General features: G+C 71.6%; 23 protein-coding genes. 15 read left to right on the top strand and 8 right to left on the bottom strand.

Translation table 11 applies throughout. The features are described from left to right. The first annotated feature begins 6 nt into the window (after nt 1-6). From BLQ62_RS11015 to BLQ62_RS11045, 7 genes are all read left to right on the top strand, one after another. Nucleotides 7-1,377, top strand: coding sequence for a replication-associated recombination protein A (locus BLQ62_RS11015; protein WP_068565459.1), 1,371 nt, complete (start codon nt 7-9; stop codon nt 1,375-1,377). 113 nt (nt 1,378-1,490) lie between these two features. Next, nucleotides 1,491-4,163: an alanine--tRNA ligase gene (gene alaS, locus BLQ62_RS11020; protein ID WP_068565458.1), complete on the top strand. Its 2,673-nt coding sequence runs from the start codon at nt 1,491-1,493 to the stop codon at nt 4,161-4,163. A gap of 2 nt (nt 4,164-4,165) precedes the next feature. Then, nucleotides 4,166-4,654, top strand: a complete 489-nt coding sequence (gene ruvX / locus BLQ62_RS11025; RefSeq protein WP_068534912.1) for a Holliday junction resolvase RuvX — start codon at nt 4,166-4,168, stop codon at nt 4,652-4,654. Then, nucleotides 4,651-5,910 (top strand): endolytic transglycosylase MltG, encoded by a 1,260-nt coding sequence (locus tag BLQ62_RS11030; RefSeq protein WP_068534909.1) that lies wholly within the window; start codon nt 4,651-4,653, stop codon nt 5,908-5,910. The genes ruvX and BLQ62_RS11030 overlap by 4 nt, the downstream gene beginning before the upstream one ends. Then, nucleotides 5,907-6,728 (top strand): shikimate dehydrogenase, encoded by an 822-nt coding sequence (locus BLQ62_RS11035; RefSeq protein ID WP_082756432.1) that lies wholly within the window; start codon nt 5,907-5,909, stop codon nt 6,726-6,728. Before BLQ62_RS11030 ends, BLQ62_RS11035 begins: the two co-directional genes overlap by 4 nt. Beyond that, complete coding sequence (locus BLQ62_RS11040) at nt 6,725-7,138, top strand: acyl-CoA thioesterase (RefSeq protein ID WP_068534906.1); 414 nt, start codon at nt 6,725-6,727, stop codon at nt 7,136-7,138. The genes BLQ62_RS11035 and BLQ62_RS11040 overlap by 4 nt, the downstream gene beginning before the upstream one ends. Before the next feature lie 12 nt (nt 7,139-7,150). Continuing rightward, nucleotides 7,151-7,579: a prepilin peptidase gene (locus BLQ62_RS11045; RefSeq protein ID WP_231857593.1), complete on the top strand. Its 429-nt coding sequence runs from the start codon at nt 7,151-7,153 to the stop codon at nt 7,577-7,579. Here BLQ62_RS11045 and BLQ62_RS11050 read toward each other — a convergent pair. Then, on the bottom strand, nt 7,556-8,056 hold the full coding sequence (locus tag BLQ62_RS11050) for a MarR family winged helix-turn-helix transcriptional regulator (protein ID WP_231857592.1): 501 nt from the start codon (nt 8,054-8,056) through the stop codon (nt 7,556-7,558). The two genes, BLQ62_RS11045 and BLQ62_RS11050, sit on opposite strands and share 24 nt — an antisense overlap. Nucleotides 8,057-8,139: 83 nt before the next feature. Here BLQ62_RS11050 and BLQ62_RS11055 point away from each other — a divergent pair, with 83 nt between their 5' ends. The 5 genes from BLQ62_RS11055 (at nt 8,140) to BLQ62_RS11075 (ending at nt 13,816) form a co-directional block, all read left to right on the top strand. Beyond that, on the top strand, nt 8,140-8,601 hold the full coding sequence (locus tag BLQ62_RS11055) for a cupin domain-containing protein (RefSeq protein WP_068565457.1): 462 nt from the start codon (nt 8,140-8,142) through the stop codon (nt 8,599-8,601). Nucleotides 8,602-8,675: 74 nt separating this feature from the next. After that, nucleotides 8,676-9,770 carry an LLM class flavin-dependent oxidoreductase gene (locus BLQ62_RS11060; protein ID WP_068565456.1) on the top strand — a complete coding sequence of 365 codons (1,095 nt, stop codon included), beginning with the start codon at nt 8,676-8,678 and terminating at the stop codon, nt 9,768-9,770. Then, nucleotides 9,770-10,798: an MsnO8 family LLM class oxidoreductase gene (locus BLQ62_RS11065; protein WP_068565455.1), complete on the top strand. Its 1,029-nt coding sequence runs from the start codon at nt 9,770-9,772 to the stop codon at nt 10,796-10,798. Before BLQ62_RS11060 ends, BLQ62_RS11065 begins: the two co-directional genes overlap by 1 nt. Then, nucleotides 10,783-12,135, top strand: a complete 1,353-nt coding sequence (locus BLQ62_RS11070; protein WP_068534896.1) for an LLM class flavin-dependent oxidoreductase — start codon at nt 10,783-10,785, stop codon at nt 12,133-12,135. The genes BLQ62_RS11065 and BLQ62_RS11070 overlap by 16 nt, the downstream gene beginning before the upstream one ends. Before the next feature lie 55 nt (nt 12,136-12,190). After that, nucleotides 12,191-13,816: a class I adenylate-forming enzyme family protein gene (locus tag BLQ62_RS11075; protein WP_068565454.1), complete on the top strand. Its 1,626-nt coding sequence runs from the start codon at nt 12,191-12,193 to the stop codon at nt 13,814-13,816. Here the strand turns inward: BLQ62_RS11075 and BLQ62_RS11080 are convergent. From BLQ62_RS11080 to BLQ62_RS11105, 6 genes are read right to left on the bottom strand one after another with little or no spacing between them, the layout of a single operon-like run. After that, nucleotides 13,813-14,817, bottom strand: coding sequence for an LLM class flavin-dependent oxidoreductase (locus BLQ62_RS11080; RefSeq protein WP_068565452.1), 1,005 nt, complete (start codon nt 14,815-14,817; stop codon nt 13,813-13,815). The two genes, BLQ62_RS11075 and BLQ62_RS11080, sit on opposite strands and share 4 nt — an antisense overlap. Nucleotide 14,818: 1 nt before the next feature. Continuing rightward, entirely contained in the window at nt 14,819-15,736 is a 918-nt protein-coding gene (locus BLQ62_RS11085) for an ABC transporter substrate-binding protein (protein WP_068565449.1), read from the bottom strand. A gap of 43 nt (nt 15,737-15,779) precedes the next feature. Further along, the gene (locus BLQ62_RS11090) at nt 15,780-16,550 is read right to left on the bottom strand and encodes an amino acid ABC transporter ATP-binding protein (protein WP_068534884.1); all 771 of its coding nucleotides are present in this window, start codon (nt 16,548-16,550) and stop codon (nt 15,780-15,782) included. Then, nucleotides 16,547-17,521 carry an amino acid ABC transporter permease gene (locus BLQ62_RS11095; protein WP_082756430.1) on the bottom strand — a complete coding sequence of 325 codons (975 nt, stop codon included), beginning with the start codon at nt 17,519-17,521 and terminating at the stop codon, nt 16,547-16,549. Before BLQ62_RS11095 ends, BLQ62_RS11090 begins: the two co-directional genes overlap by 4 nt. Before the next feature lie 42 nt (nt 17,522-17,563). Continuing rightward, complete coding sequence (locus tag BLQ62_RS11100; protein ID WP_068534881.1) at nt 17,564-18,274, bottom strand: response regulator transcription factor; 711 nt, start codon at nt 18,272-18,274, stop codon at nt 17,564-17,566. Then, nucleotides 18,275-19,384 carry a sensor histidine kinase gene (locus BLQ62_RS11105; protein ID WP_068565447.1) on the bottom strand — a complete coding sequence of 370 codons (1,110 nt, stop codon included), beginning with the start codon at nt 19,382-19,384 and terminating at the stop codon, nt 18,275-18,277. 125 nt (nt 19,385-19,509) lie between these two features. Between BLQ62_RS11105 and ilvA the strand changes: the two genes are divergently transcribed. Together ilvA and BLQ62_RS11115 are read left to right on the top strand one after the other, a co-directional pair. Continuing rightward, entirely contained in the window at nt 19,510-20,829 is a 1,320-nt protein-coding gene (gene ilvA / locus BLQ62_RS11110; RefSeq protein ID WP_114653672.1) for a threonine ammonia-lyase IlvA, read from the top strand. Between the two features lie 28 nt (nt 20,830-20,857). Then, the gene (locus BLQ62_RS11115) at nt 20,858-21,403 is read left to right on the top strand and encodes a DUF421 domain-containing protein (RefSeq protein ID WP_115391360.1); all 546 of its coding nucleotides are present in this window, start codon (nt 20,858-20,860) and stop codon (nt 21,401-21,403) included. 6 nt (nt 21,404-21,409) lie between these two features. On the opposite strand, the gene BLQ62_RS11120 is transcribed toward BLQ62_RS11115, so the two are convergent. Next, nucleotides 21,410-21,913 (bottom strand): hypothetical protein, encoded by a 504-nt coding sequence (locus tag BLQ62_RS11120; RefSeq protein ID WP_133298859.1) that lies wholly within the window; start codon nt 21,911-21,913, stop codon nt 21,410-21,412. Between the two features lie 79 nt (nt 21,914-21,992). Between BLQ62_RS11120 and BLQ62_RS11125 the strand changes: the two genes are divergently transcribed. Then, nucleotides 21,993-22,424: a PPOX class F420-dependent oxidoreductase gene (locus tag BLQ62_RS11125; protein ID WP_068534868.1), complete on the top strand. Its 432-nt coding sequence runs from the start codon at nt 21,993-21,995 to the stop codon at nt 22,422-22,424.

A 22,424-nucleotide genomic window follows, 5' to 3' on the forward strand; every position in this document is an offset into this window, starting at 1 on the left:
CCTCCGGTGACCGGTTCCCTGTTCGGCGACGACGGGGATCTCGGAGCGCCACCCGAAGCACCGTCGGCCCGCGGGCCGGTCGAGTTCGTCCCCACCCACGCGGGCACCCCGCTCGCCGTGCGCATGCGCCCCCGCGACCTCGACGAGGTCCTCGGCCAGGAGCACCTGCTCGGACCGGGCACCCCGCTGCGCCGCCTGATCGACGGTGCCGGCGCGGCGAGCGTGATCCTCTACGGCCCGCCCGGCACCGGGAAGACGACGATCGCCTCGCTCATCTCCGGCGCGACGGGACGCCGGTTCGAGGCGCTGTCCGCGCTCTCCGCGGGCGTGAAGGACGTGCGCGCCGTCATCGAGCTGGCGCGCCGGCGTCTGCTCGTCGACGAGCAGACGGTCCTGTTCATCGACGAGGTGCACCGGTTCTCCAAGGCACAGCAGGACGCCCTGCTCGCGGCCGTCGAGAACCGGGTCGTGCTGCTCGTCGCGGCCACCACGGAGAACCCCAGCTTCTCCGTGGTCTCGCCGCTGCTCTCGCGGTCTCTGATCCTGCAGTTGCGGCCGCTCGAGCCCCCGCACATCTCCGAGCTCATCGATCGCGCCCTGACCGACCCGCGGGGGTACGACGGTGCGCTCACCATCGCCGACGAGGCCCGCGAGCACCTGGTGCGCCTCGCCGGCGGCGACGCCCGGCGCTCGCTGACCGCACTCGAAGCCGCCGCCGACGTGACGTTGGGGGAGGGCGGCGACGAGATCACCCTCGAGGCGGTCGAGTCGTCGATCGACACCGCAGCCGTGCGCTACGACCGCGCGGGCGATCAGCACTACGACGTGATCAGCGCCTTCATCAAGTCGATCCGCGGTTCGGACGTCGACGCGGCGCTGCACTACCTGGCCCGGATGATCTCGGCGGGCGAGGACCCGCGGTTCATCGCGCGACGTCTCGTGGTGCACGCCTCCGAGGACATCGGCATGGCCGACCCGCAGGCGCTGCTCGTCGCGACGGCCGCCGCGCAGGCCGTCCAGTTGATCGGCATGCCCGAGGCGCGGCTCGCGCTGGCGCAGGCCACGATCCACCTCGCGTCGGCGCCGAAGTCCGACGGGGTCGTCGCCGCCATCGGCGCCGCGATGGGCGACGTGGCGGCGGGCAAGGCGGGCCCGGTGCCGCCGCACCTGCGCGACGGGCACTACGCGGGCGCCGAGAAGCTCGGCAACGCGCAGGGCTACGTCTATCCGCACCACGTCCCCGGCGGCGTCGCCGCGCAGCAGTACCCGCCCGACGATCTGGTGGGCGTCGACTACTACAGCCCCACCGACCACGGCTTCGAGCGCGAGATCGGCCCGCGGGTCACGCGGTTGCGCGGGATACTCCGGCGGCGGTAGAGGCACCGGCGGACGGCGGCCGAGGAACGCACGTGCGAGGGGGCGTGGCGCGTCGGTAAGGTGGTCGGGTCGCTGTAACGCCCGATGACATTTCAGAAACGTGAAGGATCGCTGTGCAGACCCATGAGATTCGGAAGCGGTTCACGGACCACTTCGTCAAGGCCGGACACACCCAGGTGCCGAGTGCCTCGCTGGTCCTCAACGACCCGAATCAGCTGTTCGTCATCGCGGGCATGGTGCCCTTCGTCCCCTTCTTCCTGGGCCAGCAGACCCCGCCCTACGATCGCGCCACGTCGATCCAGAAGTGCGTGCGCACGCTCGACATCGAAGAGGTCGGCATCACCACGCGGCACAACACCTTCTTCCAGATGGCGGGCAACTTCAGTTTCGGCGACTACTTCAAGCGCGATGCGATCCGCTTCGCCTGGTCCCTGCTGACGAACCCCGTCGACGAGGGCGGCTTCGGGATGGATCCCGAGCGCCTGTGGTCGACCGTCTACCTCGACGACGACGAGGCCCGCGACCTGTGGCTCGAGGTCGGCCAGGTGCCCGAGCGCATCCAGCGCCGCGGCATGAAGGACAACTACTGGTCGATGGGAATCCCCGGCCCGGCCGGACCCTGCTCGGAGATCTTCTACGACCGCGGCCCCGAGTACGGCGCCCCGGGCGGCCCCGAGGCCGACGAGGACCGCTACATCGAGATCTGGAACCTCGTCTTCATGCAGAACGAGCGCGGCCAGGGCGGTGGCAAGGAGAACTTCGAGATCCTCGGGGAACTCCCGAAGAAGAACATCGACACCGGCATGGGTGTCGAGCGCGTCGCCTTCCTGCTGCAGGGCGTCGACAACGTCTACGACACCGACCTGCTGCGCCCGGTGATCGACCGCGCGCAGGAGCTCACCGGCCAGCGCTACAACGCCGGCGACGCCGAGCACGACCGCCTCTTCCGCGTCATCGCCGACCACACCCGCACGGCCGTCATGCTCATCGAAGACGGCGTCAACCCGGGCAACGACGGCCGCGGCTACGTACTGCGCCGGCTGCTGCGCCGCGTCGTCCGCTCGGCCCGCCTGCTCGGCGCCACGGGCGAGACGATGGGCGTCTTCGTCGACACCGTCATCGCGACCATGTCGCCGTCCTACCCCTCGCTCGCCGACGACGCGCAGCGCATCCGCACCGTCGCCACCGGCGAGGAGCAGGCCTTCCTCAAGACGCTCGAGCAGGGCACGACGCTCTTCGGCAACGCCGTCGACTCCACCAAGTCGTCGGGGAAGACGGAGCTCTCGGGCGACGACGCCTTCACCCTGCACGACACCTACGGCTTCCCGATCGACCTCACGCTCGAGATGGCCTCCGAGGCCGGGCTCACCGTCGACGAGGACGGCTTCCGCGCACTCATGGCCGAGCAGCGCCAGCGCGCCAAGGACGATGCGAACTCCCGCAAGTCGGCGCTCGCCGATCTGTCGGTGTTCCGCGAGTTCCTCGATCGCGGCCCCACCGAGTTCACCGGCTTCGACGAGCTGGTCTCCGACGCCCAGGTGCTCGGGCTGGTCCGCGACGGCGTCCGCGTGCCCGTGGTGAAGCAGGGCGAGGACGTGGAGATCGTGCTCGACCGCAGCCCGCTCTACGCGGAGGCCGGCGGCCAGCTCGCCGACATCGGCACCATCACCACCGCCGCCGGCGCGCAGATCGTGGTCACCGACGTGCAGCGCGTCGCCAAGACGCTGTGGCGCCACCAGGGCACCGTCGCCTCCGGTGAGGTCTTCGAGGGCGACACCGTGACCGTCGCCGTCGACGAGGGGCACCGCCACGGCAGCACCCAGGGGCATTCCGGCACCCACCTCGTGCACGCCGCGCTGCGCCAGGTGCTCGGCCCCAACGCCGTGCAGGCCGGCTCTCTCAACAAGCCGGGCTATCTGCGCTTCGACTTCCGCTGGTCGGGCGGCCTGAGCGACGATCAGCGCAGCGACATCGAGCGGGTCACCAACGAGGCCGTGCAGGCCGACTACGCGGTGCACACCGACGTCACCGACCTGGAGACCGCCAAGCGGCGCGGCGCGATGGCGCTGTTCGGCGAGAACTACGGCGATCGCGTGCGCGTCGTCGAGATCGGCGGGCCGTTCTCGATGGAACTGTGCGGCGGCACCCACGTCGCCAGTTCCGGCCTCGTCGGTCCCGTCACCGTGCTCGGTGAGAGCTCCGTCGGCTCGGGCGTGCGCCGCGTGGAGGCCTACGTCGGCCTCGATTCGCAGAAGTACCTCGCCAAGGAGCACGCACTCGTCTCCGCGCTGTCCAGCTCCCTCAAGGTGCCGTCGGAGGAGGTGCCGGCGCGTGTCGAGTCGCTGGTCACCCGCCTCAAGGACGCCGAGAAGGAGCTCGAGAAGCTGCGCGCGCAGGCCGCGCTCTCAGCGCTCGCCGAGCTCGCCTCGAGCCCCGAGCGGGTCGGCGCCGTCCGGCTCGTCGCGGCGAAGGCGCCGCAGGGCGTCACCGCCGGCGATCTGCGCGGCCTGGTCACCCAGCTCAAGGGCCGCCTCGGCGCGGAGCCCGCCGTCATCGCCCTCTTCGCCGTCGACGGCGAGAAGGTGCCGTTCGTGGTGGCCGCCAACGACGCCGCGCAGGATCTGGGTGTCAAGGCGGGTGACGTCGTCAAGGCCGCCGCCCCGTCGGTGGGCGGCCGCGGCGGCGGCAAGGCCGACATGGCGCAGGGAGCGGGATCGGACGCCTCCGGTGTCGACGGTGCGCTCTCGGCGGTCCGGTCCGAGGTCGCGCGGACGGTCGGCGCCTGACGGTGAGCGGAGCGGACGCCGCCTGGGAGCGGGGCCGGCGGCTGGCGCTCGACGTGGGCAAGGCCCGCATCGGCGTGGCCGTCTCGGATCCCGACGGGATCCTGGCGACGCCCGTCGAGACGGTGCGCGCCGCCAAGGACGGCTCGGACCTGCGGCGGATCGCGCAGTTGGTCGTCGACTACGAGCCGGTGGAGATCGTCATCGGGTTGCCGCGGACCCTGCGTGGCGAGCGCGGCTCGTCGGCGAAGATGGCGGAGGGCTTCGCCCGGCGGCTCGCCGGTGTTCTCGGTGCGGCGAACGCAACGCCACCACGGGTATGTTTTTTCGATGAGCGCTTCACCACCGTCACCGCGCAGCGGGCGCTGCGCGAGAACGGGGTGCGGGCGAAGGAGCAGCGAGCGGTGATCGATCAAGCCGCTGCGGTGGCCATCCTGCAGGGGTGGCTCGATGAGCGTAGGCCGGTGCCCGGCCACGAGGAGGTCGACGAGTGAGCGACGGGTGGAACTACGAGCGCGCCGACCCGGTGTCGGTCGGCGGTGAGCGGCGGTCCACCCGCGCCGAGCGGCGACGGGCCGCGCAGCGCGCGCGGATCAAGCGCCGGCGGCGCTTCGCGCTGCTCTCGATGCTCGTGGTCTTCCTGGTCGTGGTCGGTGGCGTGCTGTGGACGGTGCGCGGGTCCCTGTTCGGCGGTGCCGCGGCGCCGGAGGACTACCCCTCCGGGCAGGCCGGCCCCGAGGTCGTGGTGCACGTCATCGGGCAGAACAACTCGGACTTCGCACAGAACCTCGTCGACGCCGGCGTGGTGAAGTCGGTCGGCGCGTTCAACCGCGCCGCGGGCGATAAGCCGATCTCGGCCGGCTACTACGAGCTGCGCAAGTCGCTGCCCGCGGCGGACGTCGTGACCATGCTCGTGGATCCGGCGCGGACGCATCGCGTGGGCATGCTCAACGTCCCGGCCGGCGCGGTCCTCGATGACAAGCGCAACAAGGACAACAAGGTCTCGCCCGGCATCTTCAGTCAGCTCTCCGCCGCCACCGCGCACACGGTCGACGGCGTGAAGAAGCAGACGCCGAAGGCGGACTTCGTCAAGGTCGCGTCCAGCTCGACCGTCACGGATCTCGGCGTGCCGGAGTGGGCCGCCGCCACGGTCACCCGGCTCAAGGGCGACCATCGTCGCCTCGAGGGCCTGATCGCGCCCGGTGTCTGGGACCAGATCGACCCGTCGGGGACGCCGCAGGCGATCCTGCGCCAGCTGATCACCGCCTCCGCCAAGCAGTACGAAGCGCAGGGGCTGCTGACGGCGAGCCGCTCCTCCGCGGCCAAGCTCGCGCCGTACCAGGTGCTGGTGTCGGCGTCGATCGTCGAGCGCGAGGTCAACCAGGCCGACGACTACCCCAAGGTCGCCCGCGTCATCCTCAACCGGCTCGCGAAGAACCAGAAGCTGGAGATGGACTCCACGGTCAACTACGGCGAGGCCGTCACCGGCATCGACGTGGCAGGCGAGAAGCTGCTCAAGAAGACCGAGTGGAACACCTACGCCAAGACGGGGCTTCCCGCCACGCCGATCGGCGCCGTCGGCACCGACGCCCTCGTCGCGACCGAGAACCCCACGCCCGGCCCCTGGCTGTACTTCGTCACCGTCGACAACAAGGGCACGACGCTGTTCACGGACGACTTCGCGCAGCACGAGCGCAACCGGCAGAAGGCGTGCGACACCAAGTTCCTCACGGTGGGCTGCGGCCCGTGACCGGGGCGCGGCGCGCGGCCGTGCTCGGCTCGCCGATCAGCCACTCGCTCTCGCCCGTCCTGCACGGCGCGGCGTTCGCCGCGCTCGGCCTGGACTGGACCTACGAGCGGATCGAGTGCGACGCGGAGGCGCTGCCCGGCCTCGTCGGCGGCTTCGGGCCCGAGTGGGTCGGCGTCTCGGTGACCATGCCGGGCAAGTTCGCCGCGCTGGAGTTCGCGACCGAGCGCACCGACCGCGCGGTCGTCGTCGGTTCCGCCAACACGCTGGTCCGCACCGAATCCGGCTGGCTCGCGGACTGCACCGACGTCGACGGTGCCGACGGCCTCCTCGCCGAGTGCGGGGCGACGGGGGAGTCCGCCGTCGTCGTCGGCGCCGGCGGTACGGCGCGTCCGGTGTTCGCCGCGCTCGCCGACCGGGGCTTCACCCGCACGACGGTGCTCGCCCGCTCGGAGGAGCGCGCCCAGGGGGCGCTCGCGTGTGCCGAGACGTTCGGCCTCACCGCGGACTGGGCCCCGCTGACCGCCGCGGCCGTTCCGCAGGCCGACGTGGTCGTCTCGACCCTGCCCGGAGCCGCCCAGTCCGACGACTTCCCGTTGACGGATGCGCTGTCCTCGGCGGCGCCCGCGGTGGCCGACGTCGCCTATGATCCGTGGCCCACTCTGCTGGTGGCGGCCGCGGAGTCGAAGGGCGCGCGCACCGCAGGCGGCCTGACGATGCTCCTGCACCAGGCGTTCCGGCAGTCCGAGTGGTTCACCGGCCAGGCGGCGCCGCGGGAGGCGATGACGGCGGCGCTGGCCGCCGCGAGGAAGGCGCGATGACCACCGACTTCCGGTACCGCTTCCGGCCGCGGTACTACGAGATCGACCGCCAGGGCGTCATGTTCAACATGTGGTACCTCGGCTACGTCGACACGGCGATCGGCGAGTTCTACGCCGATCGCGGCACGCCCTACGAGGCGATGCTCGCCGCCGGCTACGACTCGCAGGTGGTGCACGTCGAGCTCGACTACGCCGCGGGGCTGACCGATGAGGGCGACACCGAGCTCGTCCTGCGCACCGGCCGGATCGGCACCAAGAGCTTCACGATCGAGTTCGTGTTCGTCACCGACCTCGACGCCGCCGAGCCGACGGAGGCCGTCGCGGGGCGCATCGTCTACGCCGTGATCGCCACCGACGGCTCGGGCTCCATCCCGATCCCGGATGCGCTGCGCGAGGCGTTGCAAGCCTGACAGACTGGGCCCGTGGAGTGGGGGCTCTTCGGGGGTTTGATCCTCGCGTCGTTCGTCGCGTGGTGCGCCGCGCTGTGCTGGTTCGACGTGCGCGAGCGTCGCCTTCCGAACGTGCTCACGCTCCCCGCCGCGCTCCTCGCCGTCGCCGGCGCCGCCTGGGCACTGCTCGACGATGACGCGGCTCCCGCATTCGGCGCCGCCCTGTGGACGGCGGTGAACGGTGCGGCGTTCCTCGCGCGTGGGATGGGCGCCGGAGATGTGAAGCTCGCTCCCGCGCTCGGTGCGGTCCTCGGCGCCGTGCTCGGCGTGCCCGCCGTCCTCCTCGCGGTCCTCGGGGCGCAGGTACTCACCGTGGCCTGGGCGCTCGCGATCCGCGACCGGACGGTGCCGCACGGCCCGGCCATGTGCGCGTCGGCCCTAGCGGTCCTCGTCGCCGGATGACGGGAGCGCCGTCAGGCTCCGCAGCAGGGAGTCGAACGAGCGCAGATCCTCGTCGGACAAGGGGGCGAGCATGCCGCGCACCCGTTCGACGTGCCCGGGCAGGAGCCGTTCGATGAGTGCGCGCCCGGCCTCGGTGAGCGTGACGCGTTTGCCCCGCCCGTCGGTCGGGTCCGGGGTGCGGGTGATCAGTTCCGCCGACTCGAGCCGGTCGAGGCGTGAGGTGAGGCCCGCGCGGGTGATCAGGAGCTGATCGGCCAGGGTCGCGGGAGTGAGCGCGAACGGCTCCCCGGACCGGCGCAGTGTCGCCAGCACGTCGAATTCCCCTCGGCGCAGCCCCGCGCTCTCGAGGGGACCCTCGATCGCGGCGCGGGCCACCGCCTCGAACTGGGCCAACCTGCCGATGATGCTCATCGGGAGGATGTCGAGATCGGGATACTCGTTGCGCCACTGGAACATGGCGGCGTCGACGTCGTGCACGGAGGGAGATTACTACGTGTTGACCGAAGTCATTAGATGGTTAATGATCTAACTAATTAGCAATGTAACTACTTGGAGGTCGCATGTTCGTCAGGAAACCGGAGACGCTCGGCGGCGGCTCGGGCCCGCAGATCGCGCTCCTCGCCGACGCTTCGGCGACCGGCGGTGCCGCCAGTGTGCAACGTGTGCACCTGCCCGCAGGTACCGATGGCGCATCGCCGCACTTCCACACGATGTCGACCGAGATCTTCGCCGTGCTCGACGGTGCGCTGGAGATGCTCGTGGGCGACGAGCTCGCTCTGGTCGAGGAGGGCGAGCTCGCGGTGATCGCACCGAACACCGTGCACGCCTTCGCCGCCCCTGCGTCGACGTCCGCGTCAGCTCTGATCGTGCTCACGCCCGGTGTCGAGAGGTTCGGCTACTTCCGCCTTCTGCAATCCTTCGCGTCCGGTGCGGCGACGCCGGCGGACCTCCTGGCCGCTCAGGACGAGTACGACAACCACTTCGTCGACAGTCCGCTCTGGCGAGATCGCCCCCGCGGCTGATAAGGCCGATTCCCTTGCACCCACGGTGAGCGCAAGGGGTCACAGGCGAATCCCGGACGCCTACCGTCGAATCCGTGACCGCGCCTACCTCACGCCCTGTCCTCGGGATCGCCCTTGAGCCGTTCGGCTGGCATCCCGCAGCGTTCGCGGAGGTCGGCGCGGATCCACTGGAGGCCACCTCCGCGGAGCACTGGGTTGGGCTGGCCCGCTCCGCGGAGGCGGCCGCCGCCGACTTCGTCAGTTTCGAGGACTCGTTCTCGCTCACCGCGCGGGATCGCCTCTCCGGCCGCTTCGACGCCACCCTGCTCGCCGCGCGCGTCGGGCCCGCGGTCGGCCGGATCGGTCTGGTCCCCACGGTGACCGCCACGCACACCGAACCCTTCCACGCCTCCAAAGCGATCGCGACGCTCGACTACGTGAGCGGTGGCCGTGCCGGGGTGCTGCCGTCCACCACCGGCGCCCCAGCGGACGCCCCGTTGTTCGGTCGCAAGGCTCCCCAGGACGAGGCGTCCCGCGCCGCCGAGGCCCGGGAGTACATCGAGGTGCTCCGCGATCTCTGGGACAGTTGGGAGGACGAGGCCGTGATCAAGGACGTCTCGACCGGCCGCTACATCGACCGGGACCGATTGCACTACATCGACTTCCAGGGCGAGAACTTCTCGGTCAAGGGGCCGTCGATCACGCCGCGACCCCCGCAGGGCCGGCCCCCGGTGATCGTCCGCGTCGGCGACGGCGCCTCCGAGACCGTCGCCGCGGACGCGGATGTCGCCCTCGTTCCGGCCGCCTCCGACGAGCAACTCGCCGACACCGCGCGACGACTGCGCGCGGCCGGGACCCCGCTCCTGCTCGTGGACGTCACCGTCCACCTCGCCGACTCCGAGCGGACGGCTCTGCGCCGCATCGACAAGCTCGACCGCCGCGAGCCCGCCGCCGACGACACCGTCGTCTTCGCGGGGACGGGGGAGTCCCTCGCCGCCACCGTCGAGCGGTGGCGCTCGCTCGGCTTCGACGGTGCGCGGCTGCGCCCCGGCGTCAACGCCATCGACCTGCCGCGGCTGCGTGCGGCCTTCGCGCCGCTGCTGCCCGGCGCTCCCCGCTCCGGAACGCTGCGCGAGATCCTCGGCCTGGCTCCTGCGGTCAATCGCTTCGTCACTGTGAAGGGGGCCTGATGACCGGGCTGAACGTCCTCGACCTCGCACCGATCCCGGAGGGGAGCAGCCCGTCGGACGCGCTGCGCAACACCCTGGATCTCGCGCGCCGCGCCGAGGACTGGGGATACGGCCGGTACTGGGTGGCCGAGCACCACTTCGCGCACGTCGCCAGCGCCGCCCCCGCCGTGCTCATCGGTGAGATCCTGGCCGCCACCAGTCGCATCCGTGTGGGCTCCGCGGCGGTGCTCATCGGCTTCACCACGGCCCCGGCCGTCGCCGACGCCTTCGGCGTGCTCGCGGCACTGCACCCCGGCCGCGTGGACATCGGCCTCGGCCGTACCGGCCAACGCCTGCGCACGCCGCCGGCCGGAGCGCCCGCACCCAATCCGGCGATCGTCGCGGGCTACGAGCAGCTCTACCACCCGAACGCCGAGCCGCCGAGCTACACCCAGCAGGTCGACGACGTGCTCGCGCTGATCGGCGGCACGTTCTCCGCCGACGGGCACGCCCTGCGATCCCCGGTCGCCGAGGCGGCGACCGAGGCGCCCGTATGGATCTTCGGCAGCAGCGCGGGTGAGAGCGCCCGGCTCGCCGGTGCCCGCGGACTGCCCTTCGTCGCGAACTACCACGTCAGCCCCGCGACCACGGTCGAGGCGGCGCAGGCGTACCGCGAGGCCTTCCGGCCCTCCGAGCGACTCGCCGCACCCCACCTGGTGGTGAGCGCCGACGTCGTGGTGGGCGAGAGCGACACCCAGGCCCGCGAGCTGGCGGCGGGATTTCCAGCGTGGGTGCATTCGATCCGCTACGGCACCGGCGCGATCGCCTACCCGCATGACAGCGCGACGCTCACCGACGCGCAACGGGCCCGGGTCGCCGACCGCACCGACACCCAGTTCGTCGGCGAGCCCGGCCGCGTCGCCGACGGACTCCGGGCACTCGTCGAGCGCACCGGCGCCGATGAGCTCGTGATCACATCGGTGACGCACGATCACGCCGCGCGCCTGCGCAGCCACGAACTCCTGGCCAAGGAATGGGGACTGTTGTGACGGATCGCTTCTCCGATGTCCCGGTGCGGGAGGGCGCGCAGCGCAAGCCGATCCACCTGGCCGCGCACTTCCCGGGCGTGAACCACAACACCGTGTGGTCGGACCCCGCGGCGCGCAGCCAAGTGGACTTCGAGTCGTTCGTACACCTCGCACGGGTCGCCGAGCGCGCGAAGTTCGACTTCTTCTTCCTCGCCGAGGGGCTGCGGCTGCGCGAGCACCTCGGGCGCATCCACGACCTCGACGTCGTCGGCCGCCCGGACACGTTCACGGTGCTCTCGGCGCTGGCCGCGGTCACCGAGCGGATCGGCCTGGCCGGCACCATCAACACGACCTTCAACGAGCCCTTCGACGTGGCGCGGCAGTTCGCGACGCTCGATCACCTCAGTGCCGGGCGTGCGGCGTGGAACATGGTCACCAGCTCGGACGCCTTCACCGGGGAGAACTTCCGGCGCGGTGGCTTCCTCGCGCACGCCGACCGGTACCGCCGGGCCGACGAGTTCATCACCGTCGCACGGAAGTTCTGGGACGGATGGGGGCGCGGCGAAGTGGTGCACCACGGCGCGCAGTTCGACGTCCGCGGCGACGCACCCCTGCCGCCGTCTCCGCAGGGGCATCCGGTCCTGTTGCAGGCGGGTGACTCCGGTGAGGGGCGGGACTTCGCCGCCGCGCAGGCCGATGCGATCTTCACCCGCCACGGCTCCCTCGACAGCGGTCGCACCTTCTACGCCGACGTCAAACGCCGTGCCGCCGATCGCGGCCGGAATCCGGAGCACCTCAAGGTGTTCCCCGGCGCCGCGGCCGTCATCGGCGATACGCCCGACGAGGCGCGGGAGAAGGCGCGCGACATCCGTCGGCGCCAGGTGAGCCCGCAGACCGCGCTCAACTTCCTCGAACAGGTCTGGGGACGCGAGCTGCAGTCCTTCGACCCCGACGGTCCGCTGCCCGACGTGGATCCGGTCTACGACGCCCCGGCGGTCAAGGGCCGGGTGCTGCATGCCGATCCGCGGGAGATCGTCGCCGCCTATCGATCCCGCGCCGAGGCCGGTGGTCTGTCGATCCGCGAGCTGGTGATCGAGCTCAACACCCGGCCGCAGTTCGTGGGCACGGCGCAGCAGGTGGCCGACGAGATCGACACCTTCATCCAGGCCGACGCCGCGGACGGCTTCATCCTGGTGCCGCACCTGACACCGACCGGTCTCGACGAGTTCATCGACGGTGTCGTCCCGCTGCTCCAGGAGCGCGGCGCCTTCCGCACCGAATACGAGGGCACGACGCTCCGGGAGCACCTCGGACTGCCGATTCCGGGGGACGCCGAGGGCGCCCGCCGGGTCGGTTAGGCCGTCTTCACCGGTTCCGTCCGCGCACCCGCGGCGAACGGGCTACGGTGCGGCCATGAGCCGAGCGATGCGCCCCGATCTGTCCGGTGTCGACCCCCTCGTGGTCAACCTCACCCACCGCGTGTGCCTGGGCGATCTGCCCACGCGCGGCGCCCGTTCCTTCGGTGATCGGGTCGCGCTGGTCGACGGTGACCACTCGGTCACCTACCGGCAACTCGAGAGCCGCGCCAACGCCGTTGCCCGTGGCTTGCAGGCGCGCGGCTACCAGCGCGGGGACGCCCTGGCGCTGCAGATGCAGAACCGCTGGGAATTCGTGGTCTCGGTGTTCGCGTGCGCCAAGCTCGGCGTGGTGGCGATGCCGCTGAACCTGCTGCTCGCCCCCGGCGACGTGGCGTACCAGCTCGGGGACAGCGGGGTGCGCGGCATCATCACCGAGGACGTCTTCACGCCCGCCCTGACCGCGGCGCTCGGCGCCGCCGACCACGAGGTGGGGGAGGTCTTCGTGGTCGCCAACGCCGACGGCGCGATCCCGCCGGAGGTGGGCGGCGTCCCGTCGATCGCCTTCACCGACCTCGCCGATGCCGACGACGCCGTGGTGGAGACCATCGTCGAGGACCGCGACATCCTGCACTGCCTCTACACCTCCGGCACCACCGCCCGGCCGAAGGGCGTGGTCACCAGCCATGTCGCGGTGCACATCTCAGCCCTGTCGTCCGCATTGGGTCTGGGCCTGCGGCCCGACGTGCAACCCGTGATCCAGCCGATCGCGCTGCCGCTCTTCCACGTCACCGCACTCGACGCACTGCTCATGCCGACGCTCATCACCGGCGGGACCGCGGTGCTGCTGCGGGGATTCGACCCCGAGAAGCTGGCGCGCGCCTTCGTCGACCACCGGGTCACCCACATCACCCTGCTGCCGATGATGTGGGCGGCGTTGTTGGCCCGCCCGGAACTGAACGACGAGAACACCTCGTCGCTGGTGGCGGGCATGTACGCGATGGCGCCCATGCCCGCCGAGCTGCTGTCCGCACTGCGCTCCCGGTTCGCCTCGGCCGCGATCATTCTCGGCTCCGGCCAGACCGAGACCACCCCCGCCTCCGAGCTGCAGTGGGCGGGGCATCAGGGCGTCAAGGACGATTCCTGGGGGCCGGCCACCGTCTCCACCGACATCGCGATCATGGGAGACGACGGCGCCCTGCTCCCGCACGGCGAGATCGGCGAGATCGTCTACCGGGCACCGCAGCTCATGGAGGGCTACTGGAACAACGCGGCCGCGAACGCAGAGGCCTTCGCGCACGGCTGGTTCCACGGCGGCGACATCGGCTACCTCGACGACGAGGGCGTCGTCTACTTCACCGACCGCGCCAAGGACATCATCAAGTCCGGTGGTGAGAACGTCTCCTCGGTGGAGGTCGAGCGGGTACTGCTCGGGCACGACATCGTCGCGGAGGTCGCGGTCGTCGGCACCCCGCACGAGCGCTGGGGCGAGGCCGTGACCGCGTTCGTCGTGACCACCCCGGCGGGGGAGCCCGACGGGGAGGCGCTGCTCGAGTACGCCCGCCAGAACCTCGCGGGATTCAAGGCGCCCAAGGAGATCGTCTTCGTCGAGGCCCTCCCGAAGACCGCGACCGGCAAGATCCAGAAGAACCTCGTCCGGACGCTGCGCGAGACCCGGACCTAGGCCGCCGAGGACAGCGCCGGCAGTAGCCCGCGCGCGTCGGTGAGGATCTGCTCGTAGTCGCGGACGTCGAACTCGTAGGGCAGTTCGAGCCGGAACTCGGTGACGGGCCCGGAATCCGGGGTGAACGCGGGGTCGGCGGCCAGCCGCTCGGCGATCTCCGCGATCGGCCCCACGAGATCCTCGGCGAACAGGGTGCGCTTCTCGCCGTGCGCCGCGAGCGTGCGGTCGTAGCGGGACCGGGCGTACTCCCGGTACCGCGCGGCGGTGGCCCGGTCGGCGCTGTCCGTCGGCACGATCACCCGGCCGACCGCGACCCGCTTGCCGGTTCCGCCCGCGGCGCGGAAGGCGTCGATCAGGGTGGCCTGGACCGTGCCGAAGTCGTCGGAGTCGATGCCGGCCGCGGAGACGATGTTGCCGGTCAGCAGGTGCAGGCCGGCCTCGCCGGTCCACCGCGCCGAACCGAGCGATGTTCCGCCGTACCAGGAGCGGTCCGCCAGCTCCGGGCTGTGCGGCTGCAGCCGGGGGCGCTGCACGTTGCCCGGCGACTCGATCCGGGTCTCCTCGTCGCCGAGGTACGCGCCGCGCAGGTGCTCGACCGTGCGCGCCACCCGCGCGTGCCCGGTCTCGGTCGGGCGGTGCTCGAAGACGAGATCCTCGAGCAGGTCGGCGTGCGGCTTGCCGGTGGAGAACCCGGCCTGGATCCGCCCGCGGGAGAGGGCGTCCGCGAGCGAAAGATCCTCCGCGAGCCGGAACGGGTTCTCGTAGCCGATCGGGATGACGGCCGTGCCCAGCTCGATGGTCGCGGTGCGCTGGGAGGCCGCTCCGAGGAAGACGGCGGCGGAGGAGATCCCGTGCTCCAGGTGGCGTTGGCGCACCCAGGCACCGCGATAGCCGAGGCGTTCGCCGAACTCGATGAGCCGCAGCGTGTCCTCGAGTCCGGAGGCGGGATCGTCGTCGGCGTAGTTGCCGGGGGTGAGGAAGGCCAGCGATGCGATCGTCACGTCAGAACCCCGCGGCCGGGTTGATCTCGGACTTCGGCAGCGCCGAGGTCGGGACGTTCCACTTCTCGAACAGCTTCTGGTACTCGCCGCGCGCGATGAGCGTGTTGATCGCCTGCGTGATCGCGGGCGCGATGGGGGAGCCCTTCGCGGTGACGAAACCGACGACGGTCGTGGAGTACTCGCCGAGGAACTTCGTGCCCGGCACCTTGTCCACCAGGTAGCGCAGCGAGAGCGTCGGCCCGAAGTAGGCGTCCACCTTGTTGTTCTGCAGGCTCAGGATGACGGCGCCCTGATCGTCGAGGTACTGCACCGTGTACGCGCGCTTGCCCTTCGCCGTGCACTGCTGCGTCCCCTTCTCCAGGATCTGTTGGAAGGTGGTGCCCGAGCCGGTGACGATCCGCTTACCGCACAGGTCCTCGAGCGTCTTCACGTTCGTCAGGCCGGAGTTCGAGGAGCCGACGAAGGACTGGCCGTCGTTGAGGTACGTCGCGAAGTCGACGATCTCCAGCCGGGGCTTGGTGACACCGAAGTTGCCCTGCCCCACCTGGTACCGGCCGTTCTGCACGCCGGGGATGATGGTGGAGAACGTGCCGATCTCCTGCTTCCACGTCACGCCGAGTGCCCTCGCGACGGCGTTGCGCAGGTCCACGTCGAGGCCCACCGGGTTGCCGTCCGGGACCTCGCCGCCGTGCGGAAGATTGTTGATGCCGGGCTGCCGGGTGAGCCCGAGCGTCAGTTCCTTCGTGCCGGCCGGAAGCAGTGCCTGGGCGGTGGGATCCGCGGCCACGGACGAGACCACGTCCTGCGTCGGGATCGGGTAGCTCGAGCTCTCCGCGGCGGGATCGGACGAGCCGCCGCACGCCGCGAGAACGGTCGCGGCGGCGATCAGGGGCAGGGCGAGCAGGGCGCGGCTGCGCATGGGGTCTCCTTGGACTCGGGTCTGGCGGGGGACTAGCAGGGGATCAGCGCACGGCCGCGAGGAATTCGCGGGTGCGGGGGTGCTCGGCGTCGGCGAAGATCGCCTCGGGACGGCCGGTCTCGACGATGCGGCCGTCGTCCATGAACACGACGGTGTCGGCGACGTCCCGTGCGAAGCCGATCTCGTGGGTCACCACGAGCAGCGTCATGCCGGACTCGGCGAGATCACGGATCACCGCCAGCACCTCGCCGACGAGCTCGGGGTCGAGCGCCGAGGTGGGCTCGTCGAAGAGCACGACGTCGGGGCGCATCGCCAGCGTGCGGGCGATCGCGACGCGCTGCTGCTGGCCGCCGGAGAGCTGCGAGGGGTAGGCCTTCTCGCGTCCGGCGAGCCCCACCCGGGCGAGCAGCTCGCGCCCGCGCTCGGCGGCCTCAGCGGGTGGGACGCCGGTGGCGAGCTGTCCCTCGGTGATGTTCTCCAGCACCGTGAGATGCGGGAACAGGTTGAACTGCTGGAAGACCATGCCGATCCGTCGGCGCTGCCGGGCCACGTCGCGCGGGTGCAGTTCGCGCAGCACGGCGGCGTCGCCCCTGTGCCCGGCGGCGCGGTAGCCGATCAGGTCACCGTCGACCCGCACGTATCCGGCGTCCGGGCGTTCGAGGTGGTTGATGCACCGCAGGAGCGTCGACTTCCCGGAGCCCGACGGGCCGAGGATGATCGCCACCTCGCCGGGGGCGACGTCGAGATCGACGCCGCGCAGCACCTCGTTGCCGCCGAAGGACTTGCGCAGTCCGCGGATCTCGATGGCGCTCATCGGTGCGCGCCCGCCGTGCGGAGGGTGCGGGGGAGCCGCGGCCGCAGGCGCGCCGCGTCGGCGAGGATCTCGCGGAAGGGGCGGGCGTCCCGTCGACCCCGGTTGAAGCGGCGCTCGACGAAGTACTGGCCCACGGCCAGGACCGAGGTGATCACGATGTACCAGATGGTCGCGACCAGCAGCAGCGGCATGACCTTGAAGTTCTGGTTGTAGACCAGCTGCACCGAGTACAGCAGGTCGGTCACCGCGATGACGCTGACCAGGGACGTCGACTTCAGCAGCCCGATCAGCAGGTTGCCGGACGCCGGGATGATCGCGGGCATCGCCTGCGGGAGAACGATGCGGCGGAAGATGCGGCGCGGACTCAGGCCCAGGGACCGCGCGGCCTCCGTCTGTCCGGGATCGACGGAGACCAGCCCGCCGCGCACGATCTCCGCGGCGAACGCGGCCACGTCGATGGTGAGCGCGATGAACGCCGCGACCAGCGCGGAGATCAGGTGGGTGGTGTTGACGGTGACGAACTCAGGGCCGAACGGGATACCCAGCGACAGTTGCGGGTACAGCGAGGCGAGCTGGAACCAGAACAGCAGCAGCACCAGCGGCGGGACGGAGCGCACGATCCACACGAAGCCGAACGAGACCGCCTGGAGCACCGGCCCGCCCCACAGCCGCATCGCCGCCAGGCCGATGCCGAGGACGAAACCGGCGGCGAAGGTCACCGCGGTCAGCCACAGCGTGAGCCACAGCCCCCGGAGCACCGACTCCTGCGTGAAGTAGCGCGCGACCGTGGGCCATTCGAAGCGCTCATTGGTCAGCAGGGTGTGCACGAGCATCGCGCCGAGCACCGCCACCACGGCCGCCGCCGCCCATCGGCCGGGCCGTCGTCGCGGCACGAGGCGCACCGCGTCCGGATGCTCGCCCGCGGCGGGGGCCACCCCGGCGCTCGCCGGGGAGAGAATCGTTGTCGCCATGATGGTCGACCGTAAGTCGTTGGCGCGCAGAGCAGAAGGTTTTCAATCGTCCTGACCGGAGGCGACGATCCCGGAATCGAACGCGTAGCGGACGGCGTGTGCCCGGTCCCGGAGCTGCGCCTTCGCGAACAGATTGTTGATGTGCGTCTTGACCGTCGACTCGCTGACGAACAGTCGCGCGGCGATGTCGCGATTGGTGAGGCCGTCGGCGATCAGCCGCAGCACCTCGCTCTCACGGGGCGTGAGGTCCGCGGGCGGCACCGCCGCGGGCTCCGACGGTGCCGGACGCGCCGCGCCGCGCCCCGTCGCCGAGGTGAGTAACCGCTGCTGCACGACCGGATCGAGCACGGACTGCCCGGCGGCGGCGGCCACGATCGCGGCGGCGATCTCGGCGCGGCCCGCGTTCTTGGTCAGATACCCGCGGGCGCCGGCCTGGAGCCCCTGCAGGATCGATTCCTCGTCGTCGAAGGTCGTCAGCAGGACGACCGCTGTGTCCGGCGCATCGGCGAGGACCCGGGCCGTGGCCCCGGCACCGTCGAGGTTGGGCATCCGCAGGTCGGTCAGCAGCACGTCGGGGCGGTGTTCGCGGACCAGCGCGACGGCCTCGACCCCGTCGGCGGCGGCGCCGACCACGGCGATCCCGGGCGTGAGATCGAGCATCGCCGCGAGTGCCTCGCGGACCGCGGCCTGATCGTCGGCCACGACCACGCGGACCTCGTCCGCACGGGGCGCGTCCTGCTCGGCGTCACTCATTCACAGCTCCTTGATCGGGTCGGACGAACGGGGCAGGGACAGCCGGACGCGCCAGCCGCCGTCCGCCGTGGGCCCGGCGTGCACGGTGCCGCCCGCCTCGGCGGCGCGCTCGCGCATGCCGATGAGCCCCATGCCGGAGCCCCGGGCCCCGCTCGCCGCACCGCGACCGTTGGTCACGGTCAGCTCGGTGCCGTCGGTGATCGGGACGAGGCGCACCGTGACGGGCGCGCCCCCGGCGTACCGTCGGGCGTTCGTGATGGCCTCCTGGGCCACCCCCAGGACGGCGCGGCTCTGCGCGTCCGTGACGTCGACCGGCCGGGTCTGCACGGATTCCTCGGGGCCGTTCGCGAGGGCGGCCAGCGCGGTCGGCAGGTCGACGGTGTCCTCACGCAGGGCGTGGACGGCGCCGCGGGCCTCGGTGACCCCGTTCGCGATGGCGCCGCGGGCGCGCTGCACGGCGGCGCGGGCGTCGCCGGGGCGGTCGGCCTCGAGCAGGGCGTCGGCGAGCTCGAGCTGCATCCCTGCGCCGGAGAGGGTGTGGGCGAGCACGTCGTGCAGGTCGCGGGCGATGCGGGCGCGCTCGGCGAGCGCACTACTGCGGGCCTCGGACTCGGCGGTGAGGCGGGACTGCTCCACGAGTTGTTCGAGCGCCCGGGTGCGCTCGCTGCGGCTGCGTCCGGCGATCCCGGCCCAGACCGTCGCGATGACGGACACGCCGATCCAGATGGCGTTGAAGTCGGTGCGGCCCGTCAGCGCCGCCGTCGCGGTCACGCTGCCGCCCGCGAGAACGGCGAGCGGAACCGCGATGCGGGAGGGGTGGACGGCGCCGAAATGGACCGTCGAGACATAGAGCACGACGCCGAGCCCCGCGTTCGGCTCGATCGCGAACAGCGCGCCCGCGGCGACTGCGGTGATCGCGTCGACGGCGATGCGCAGCGGCTCGGGGAGCCGGTCCTCGGGGACCCAGCGGACCGCGACGCCGGCGGCGACGAGAGCGAACAGGGCGGCGGTCCACGGCGAATGCCGGTGGAAGTCGAGGGTCGCACCTGCGACCACGACGCCCACCGCCGCGATGACGAGCGTGAGCCTCGTCCGGATGCCGTCCAGCACCCGGCAATGATGGCACGCGATCGTGCGCGGTGCTACGGACCGCCCGGTGTCGGAACGGCGCGGCACGACACCCGACCGGCGGGCGGAGTGCGCAGCGCGTCGGTGGTAGTGGGAAAATGGCTCCCATGTCTACGTCATCGATGTCCAGTGCCGCCGCCGACCTGACGGTGCACTCGATCATCGATGCCCGTGCGCGGCTCGCCGGGGTGGTGTCGGTGAGCCCGCTGCAGCACTGCGAGCGGCTCTCCGCGCTGACCGGCGCCAAGGTCTACCTCAAGCGCGAGGACCTGCAGGTCGTGCGCTCGTACAAGATCCGCGGCGCCTACAACCTGATGGCCCAGCTCACCGACGCCGAGAAGGCGGCCGGCGTGGTGGCCGCCTCGGCCGGCAACCACGCCCAGGGCGTCGCCTTCGCGTGCCGCGCCATGGAGGTGCACGGGCGCATCTACGTGCCCACCACCACGCCCAAGCAGAAGCGCGACCGCATCCGCGCGCACGGCGGCCGGTACGTGGAGCTGATCGCCACCGGCGAGACCTACGACGCCGCGGCCGCCGCCGCGCAGGCCGACGTCGCGTCCACGGGCGCCACCTGGGTGCACGCCTTCGACGACCCCCGCACCACCGCCGGGCAGGGCACCATCGGCGTCGAACTGGTCGAGCAGCTCGGCGGCGTCCCCGACGTCACCGTCATGCCCGTCGGCGGCGCCGGCTGCTTCGCCGGCGTCACCCGGTACCTGCGTTCGCAGTCGCCGTCCGCGACGATCGTCGGCGCCGAGCCCGCGGGCGCGCCGTCGCTCGCCCGCGCCCTCGAGAACGGTGGCCCGATCGACCTGCCCACCATCGACCCCTTCGTCGACGGTGCCGCCGTCAAGAAGATCGGCGGCATCGGCTACGACGTGGCCGTCTCCGAGGGCGCGCGGGTGTGGCCCGCGCACGAGGTGCGCGACGTGGCCGCCGCCGAGCTCGGCATCGTCGAGGTGGACGAGGGCGCGATCTGCACCGCGATGCTGGATCTCTACCAGAACGAGGGCGTCATCGCGGAGCCCGCGGGGGCGCTGTCGGTCGCCGCGCTGGGGCAGCTGCGGCTTGAGCCCGGTTCGACGGTCGTGTGCCTGCTCTCCGGCGGGAACAACGACGTCTCGCGCTACAACGAGGTGATCGAGCGCTCCCTGGTGCACCAGGGTCTTAAGCACTACTTCCTCGTCGCCTTCCCGCAGGAGCCCGGCGCCCTGCGCCGCTTTCTCGACGAGGTCCTCGGCCCCGACGACGACGTGACCCTGTTCGAGTACGTCAAGCGCAACAACCGCGACACCGGCGAGGCGCTCGTGGGCATCGAGCTCGGCACCGCCGGTGATCTCGGCGCCCTGCTGGAGCGGATGGACTCCTCGCGCCTGCACTGCGAGCGGCTCGAGCCCGGCTCGCCCGCCTACCGCTACCTGACCTGACGCACGCACGGACGACGCGAGGAGGCCCGTGATCCTCAACGATCTGGGAATCACCGTCGGCGAGGCGGCGGACGTCGTCCTCGCCACGGTCGGCATGTACGCGACGCTGCTGATCGTCGTGCGCATCCTCGGGCAGCGGGTGCTCGCCAGCATGTCCTCGTTCGATCTCGTGGCCGTGATCGCGTTCGGATCGGTGATCGGTCGCGCGGCGTTGGGGGACATGCCGAGACTCGGGAGCGGCGTCGTCGCTCTGGTCACCCTGATCGTCATCCAGGCGATGCTGGGGCTCGCACGGCGCACCCGGTTCGGCGAGCGGTTGGTGACGAATCGGCCGGTTCTGCTCATGGCAGGGCCCGAGATCCTCGAGGACCGGCTCGCGAAGACGCACGTGTCGCGTTCGGATCTGCTCACCCACCTCCGACAGGCCGGAGTACGGGATCGCTCGGAGGTGGCGGCCGTCGTCCTGGAGTCGCGCGGCTCCCTGAGCGTGATCCGCGCCGGGGCCCCGATCGCGCCGGAGCTGCTCGACGGGGTGGTCGTTGCCGAGGCGATCACCGGGCGGGGGCGCGCCTGACCGAGGTCAGGCGACCGGAACGGCGGTCTGCTGCGCGCGGTGCGCGGCCACGCGCTGCTGGAGGAACCACTGCTGCGCGTAGAGGGTGATGCCGATGAACAGCATCGTCGTGACGCCGGCGAAGCCGCGGCCGGTGTGGTCGCCCATCGCGAGGGGGACCAGCACGTCGACGCCCACGTGCAGCGCGATCGCCACGATCCACAGGCCGATGGTGGCGGCGGTGCCCTGGCGCAGGTACCGGCCGTCGGGGCCGGGGAAGACCTTGGTGGTCAGCGCCCGCGGGTAGGCGAGGGCGACGGCGATGATCAGGCCGATGACCGCGGCCACCACGTGGCCGGCACCGACGTCGCCGCCGTTCGCCACGTACTGGACCGTCTGGTAGAGGCCGACGGCGGCCAGGACCAGCGCGATGCGGGCTGTCTTGTCCTTGAGCGGCCGGGCCTGCAGCTGGCGGTAGAAGATCCAGCCGATGGCGAGGACGGAGATGACGGCGATGGTGGCTGTGTTCATGGCGATCACTGTGCCGCGATCACGCCCCCGGCGGATCGACCGACGGGTGGAGATCCGGGTGGAGACGTAGCCTCGTCCCATGCAGATCAGCGAGAACCTGACGCCCGCCGTCGTCGACTTCCTCTCCGCGGGAACGCGGACCGGGCACCTGAGCTACCTCGCCCGCGACGGACGCCCGCTGACGGCGCCCGTCTGGTTCGTGATCGACGACGGGGCCCTCGTCTTCGCCACCGGCCGGGACACGTCGAAGGGGCGGCTGCTGGCGAAGGACCCGCGGGTCGCGGTCTCGGTGGACCTGCAGGAGCCGCCCTACGCCTTCGCACAGGTCCAGGGGATCGCGGAGTTCGTCGACGACCCCGACTACCTGCTGACGATCTGCACCGCGTGCGGCGTCCGCTACATGGGCGCCGAGCGCGGCGAGGAGTTCGGCCGCCGCAACGCCGTGCCGGAGGAGATCGTCGTGCGCGTGCGCCCGACCCGCGTGCTCTTCAACGGCGACGTGACGGCCTAG

This window comes from Tsukamurella pulmonis, assembly GCF_900103175.1.
GTDB classification, from domain to species: Bacteria; Actinomycetota; Actinomycetes; order Mycobacteriales; family Mycobacteriaceae; genus Tsukamurella; species Tsukamurella pulmonis.

Excerpts from the sequence above, each read along its gene's own strand:
- BLQ62_RS11040 (WP_068534906.1), top strand. The coding sequence starts at position 6,725 with ATGACCACCGACTTCCGGTACCGCTTCCGGCCGCGGTACTACGAGATC.
- BLQ62_RS11100 (WP_068534881.1), bottom strand. The coding sequence starts at position 18,274 with ATGAGTGACGCCGAGCAGGACGCGCCCCGTGCGGACGAGGTCCGCGTG.
- BLQ62_RS11120 (WP_133298859.1), bottom strand. The coding sequence starts at position 21,913 with ATGAACACAGCCACCATCGCCGTCATCTCCGTCCTCGCCATCGGCTGG.
- BLQ62_RS11065 (WP_068565455.1), top strand. The coding sequence starts at position 9,770 with ATGACCGGGCTGAACGTCCTCGACCTCGCACCGATCCCGGAGGGGAGC.
- BLQ62_RS11055 (WP_068565457.1), top strand. The coding sequence starts at position 8,140 with ATGTTCGTCAGGAAACCGGAGACGCTCGGCGGCGGCTCGGGCCCGCAG.
- ilvA (WP_114653672.1), top strand. The coding sequence starts at position 19,510 with ATGTCTACGTCATCGATGTCCAGTGCCGCCGCCGACCTGACGGTGCAC.
- BLQ62_RS11085 (WP_068565449.1), bottom strand. The coding sequence starts at position 15,736 with ATGCGCAGCCGCGCCCTGCTCGCCCTGCCCCTGATCGCCGCCGCGACC.
- BLQ62_RS11090 (WP_068534884.1), bottom strand. The coding sequence starts at position 16,550 with ATGAGCGCCATCGAGATCCGCGGACTGCGCAAGTCCTTCGGCGGCAAC.
- BLQ62_RS11125 (WP_068534868.1), top strand. The coding sequence starts at position 21,993 with ATGCAGATCAGCGAGAACCTGACGCCCGCCGTCGTCGACTTCCTCTCC.
- BLQ62_RS11075 (WP_068565454.1), top strand. The coding sequence starts at position 12,191 with ATGAGCCGAGCGATGCGCCCCGATCTGTCCGGTGTCGACCCCCTCGTG.
- BLQ62_RS11095 (WP_082756430.1), bottom strand. The coding sequence starts at position 17,521 with ATGGCGACAACGATTCTCTCCCCGGCGAGCGCCGGGGTGGCCCCCGCC.
- BLQ62_RS11070 (WP_068534896.1), top strand. The coding sequence starts at position 10,783 with ATGGGGACTGTTGTGACGGATCGCTTCTCCGATGTCCCGGTGCGGGAG.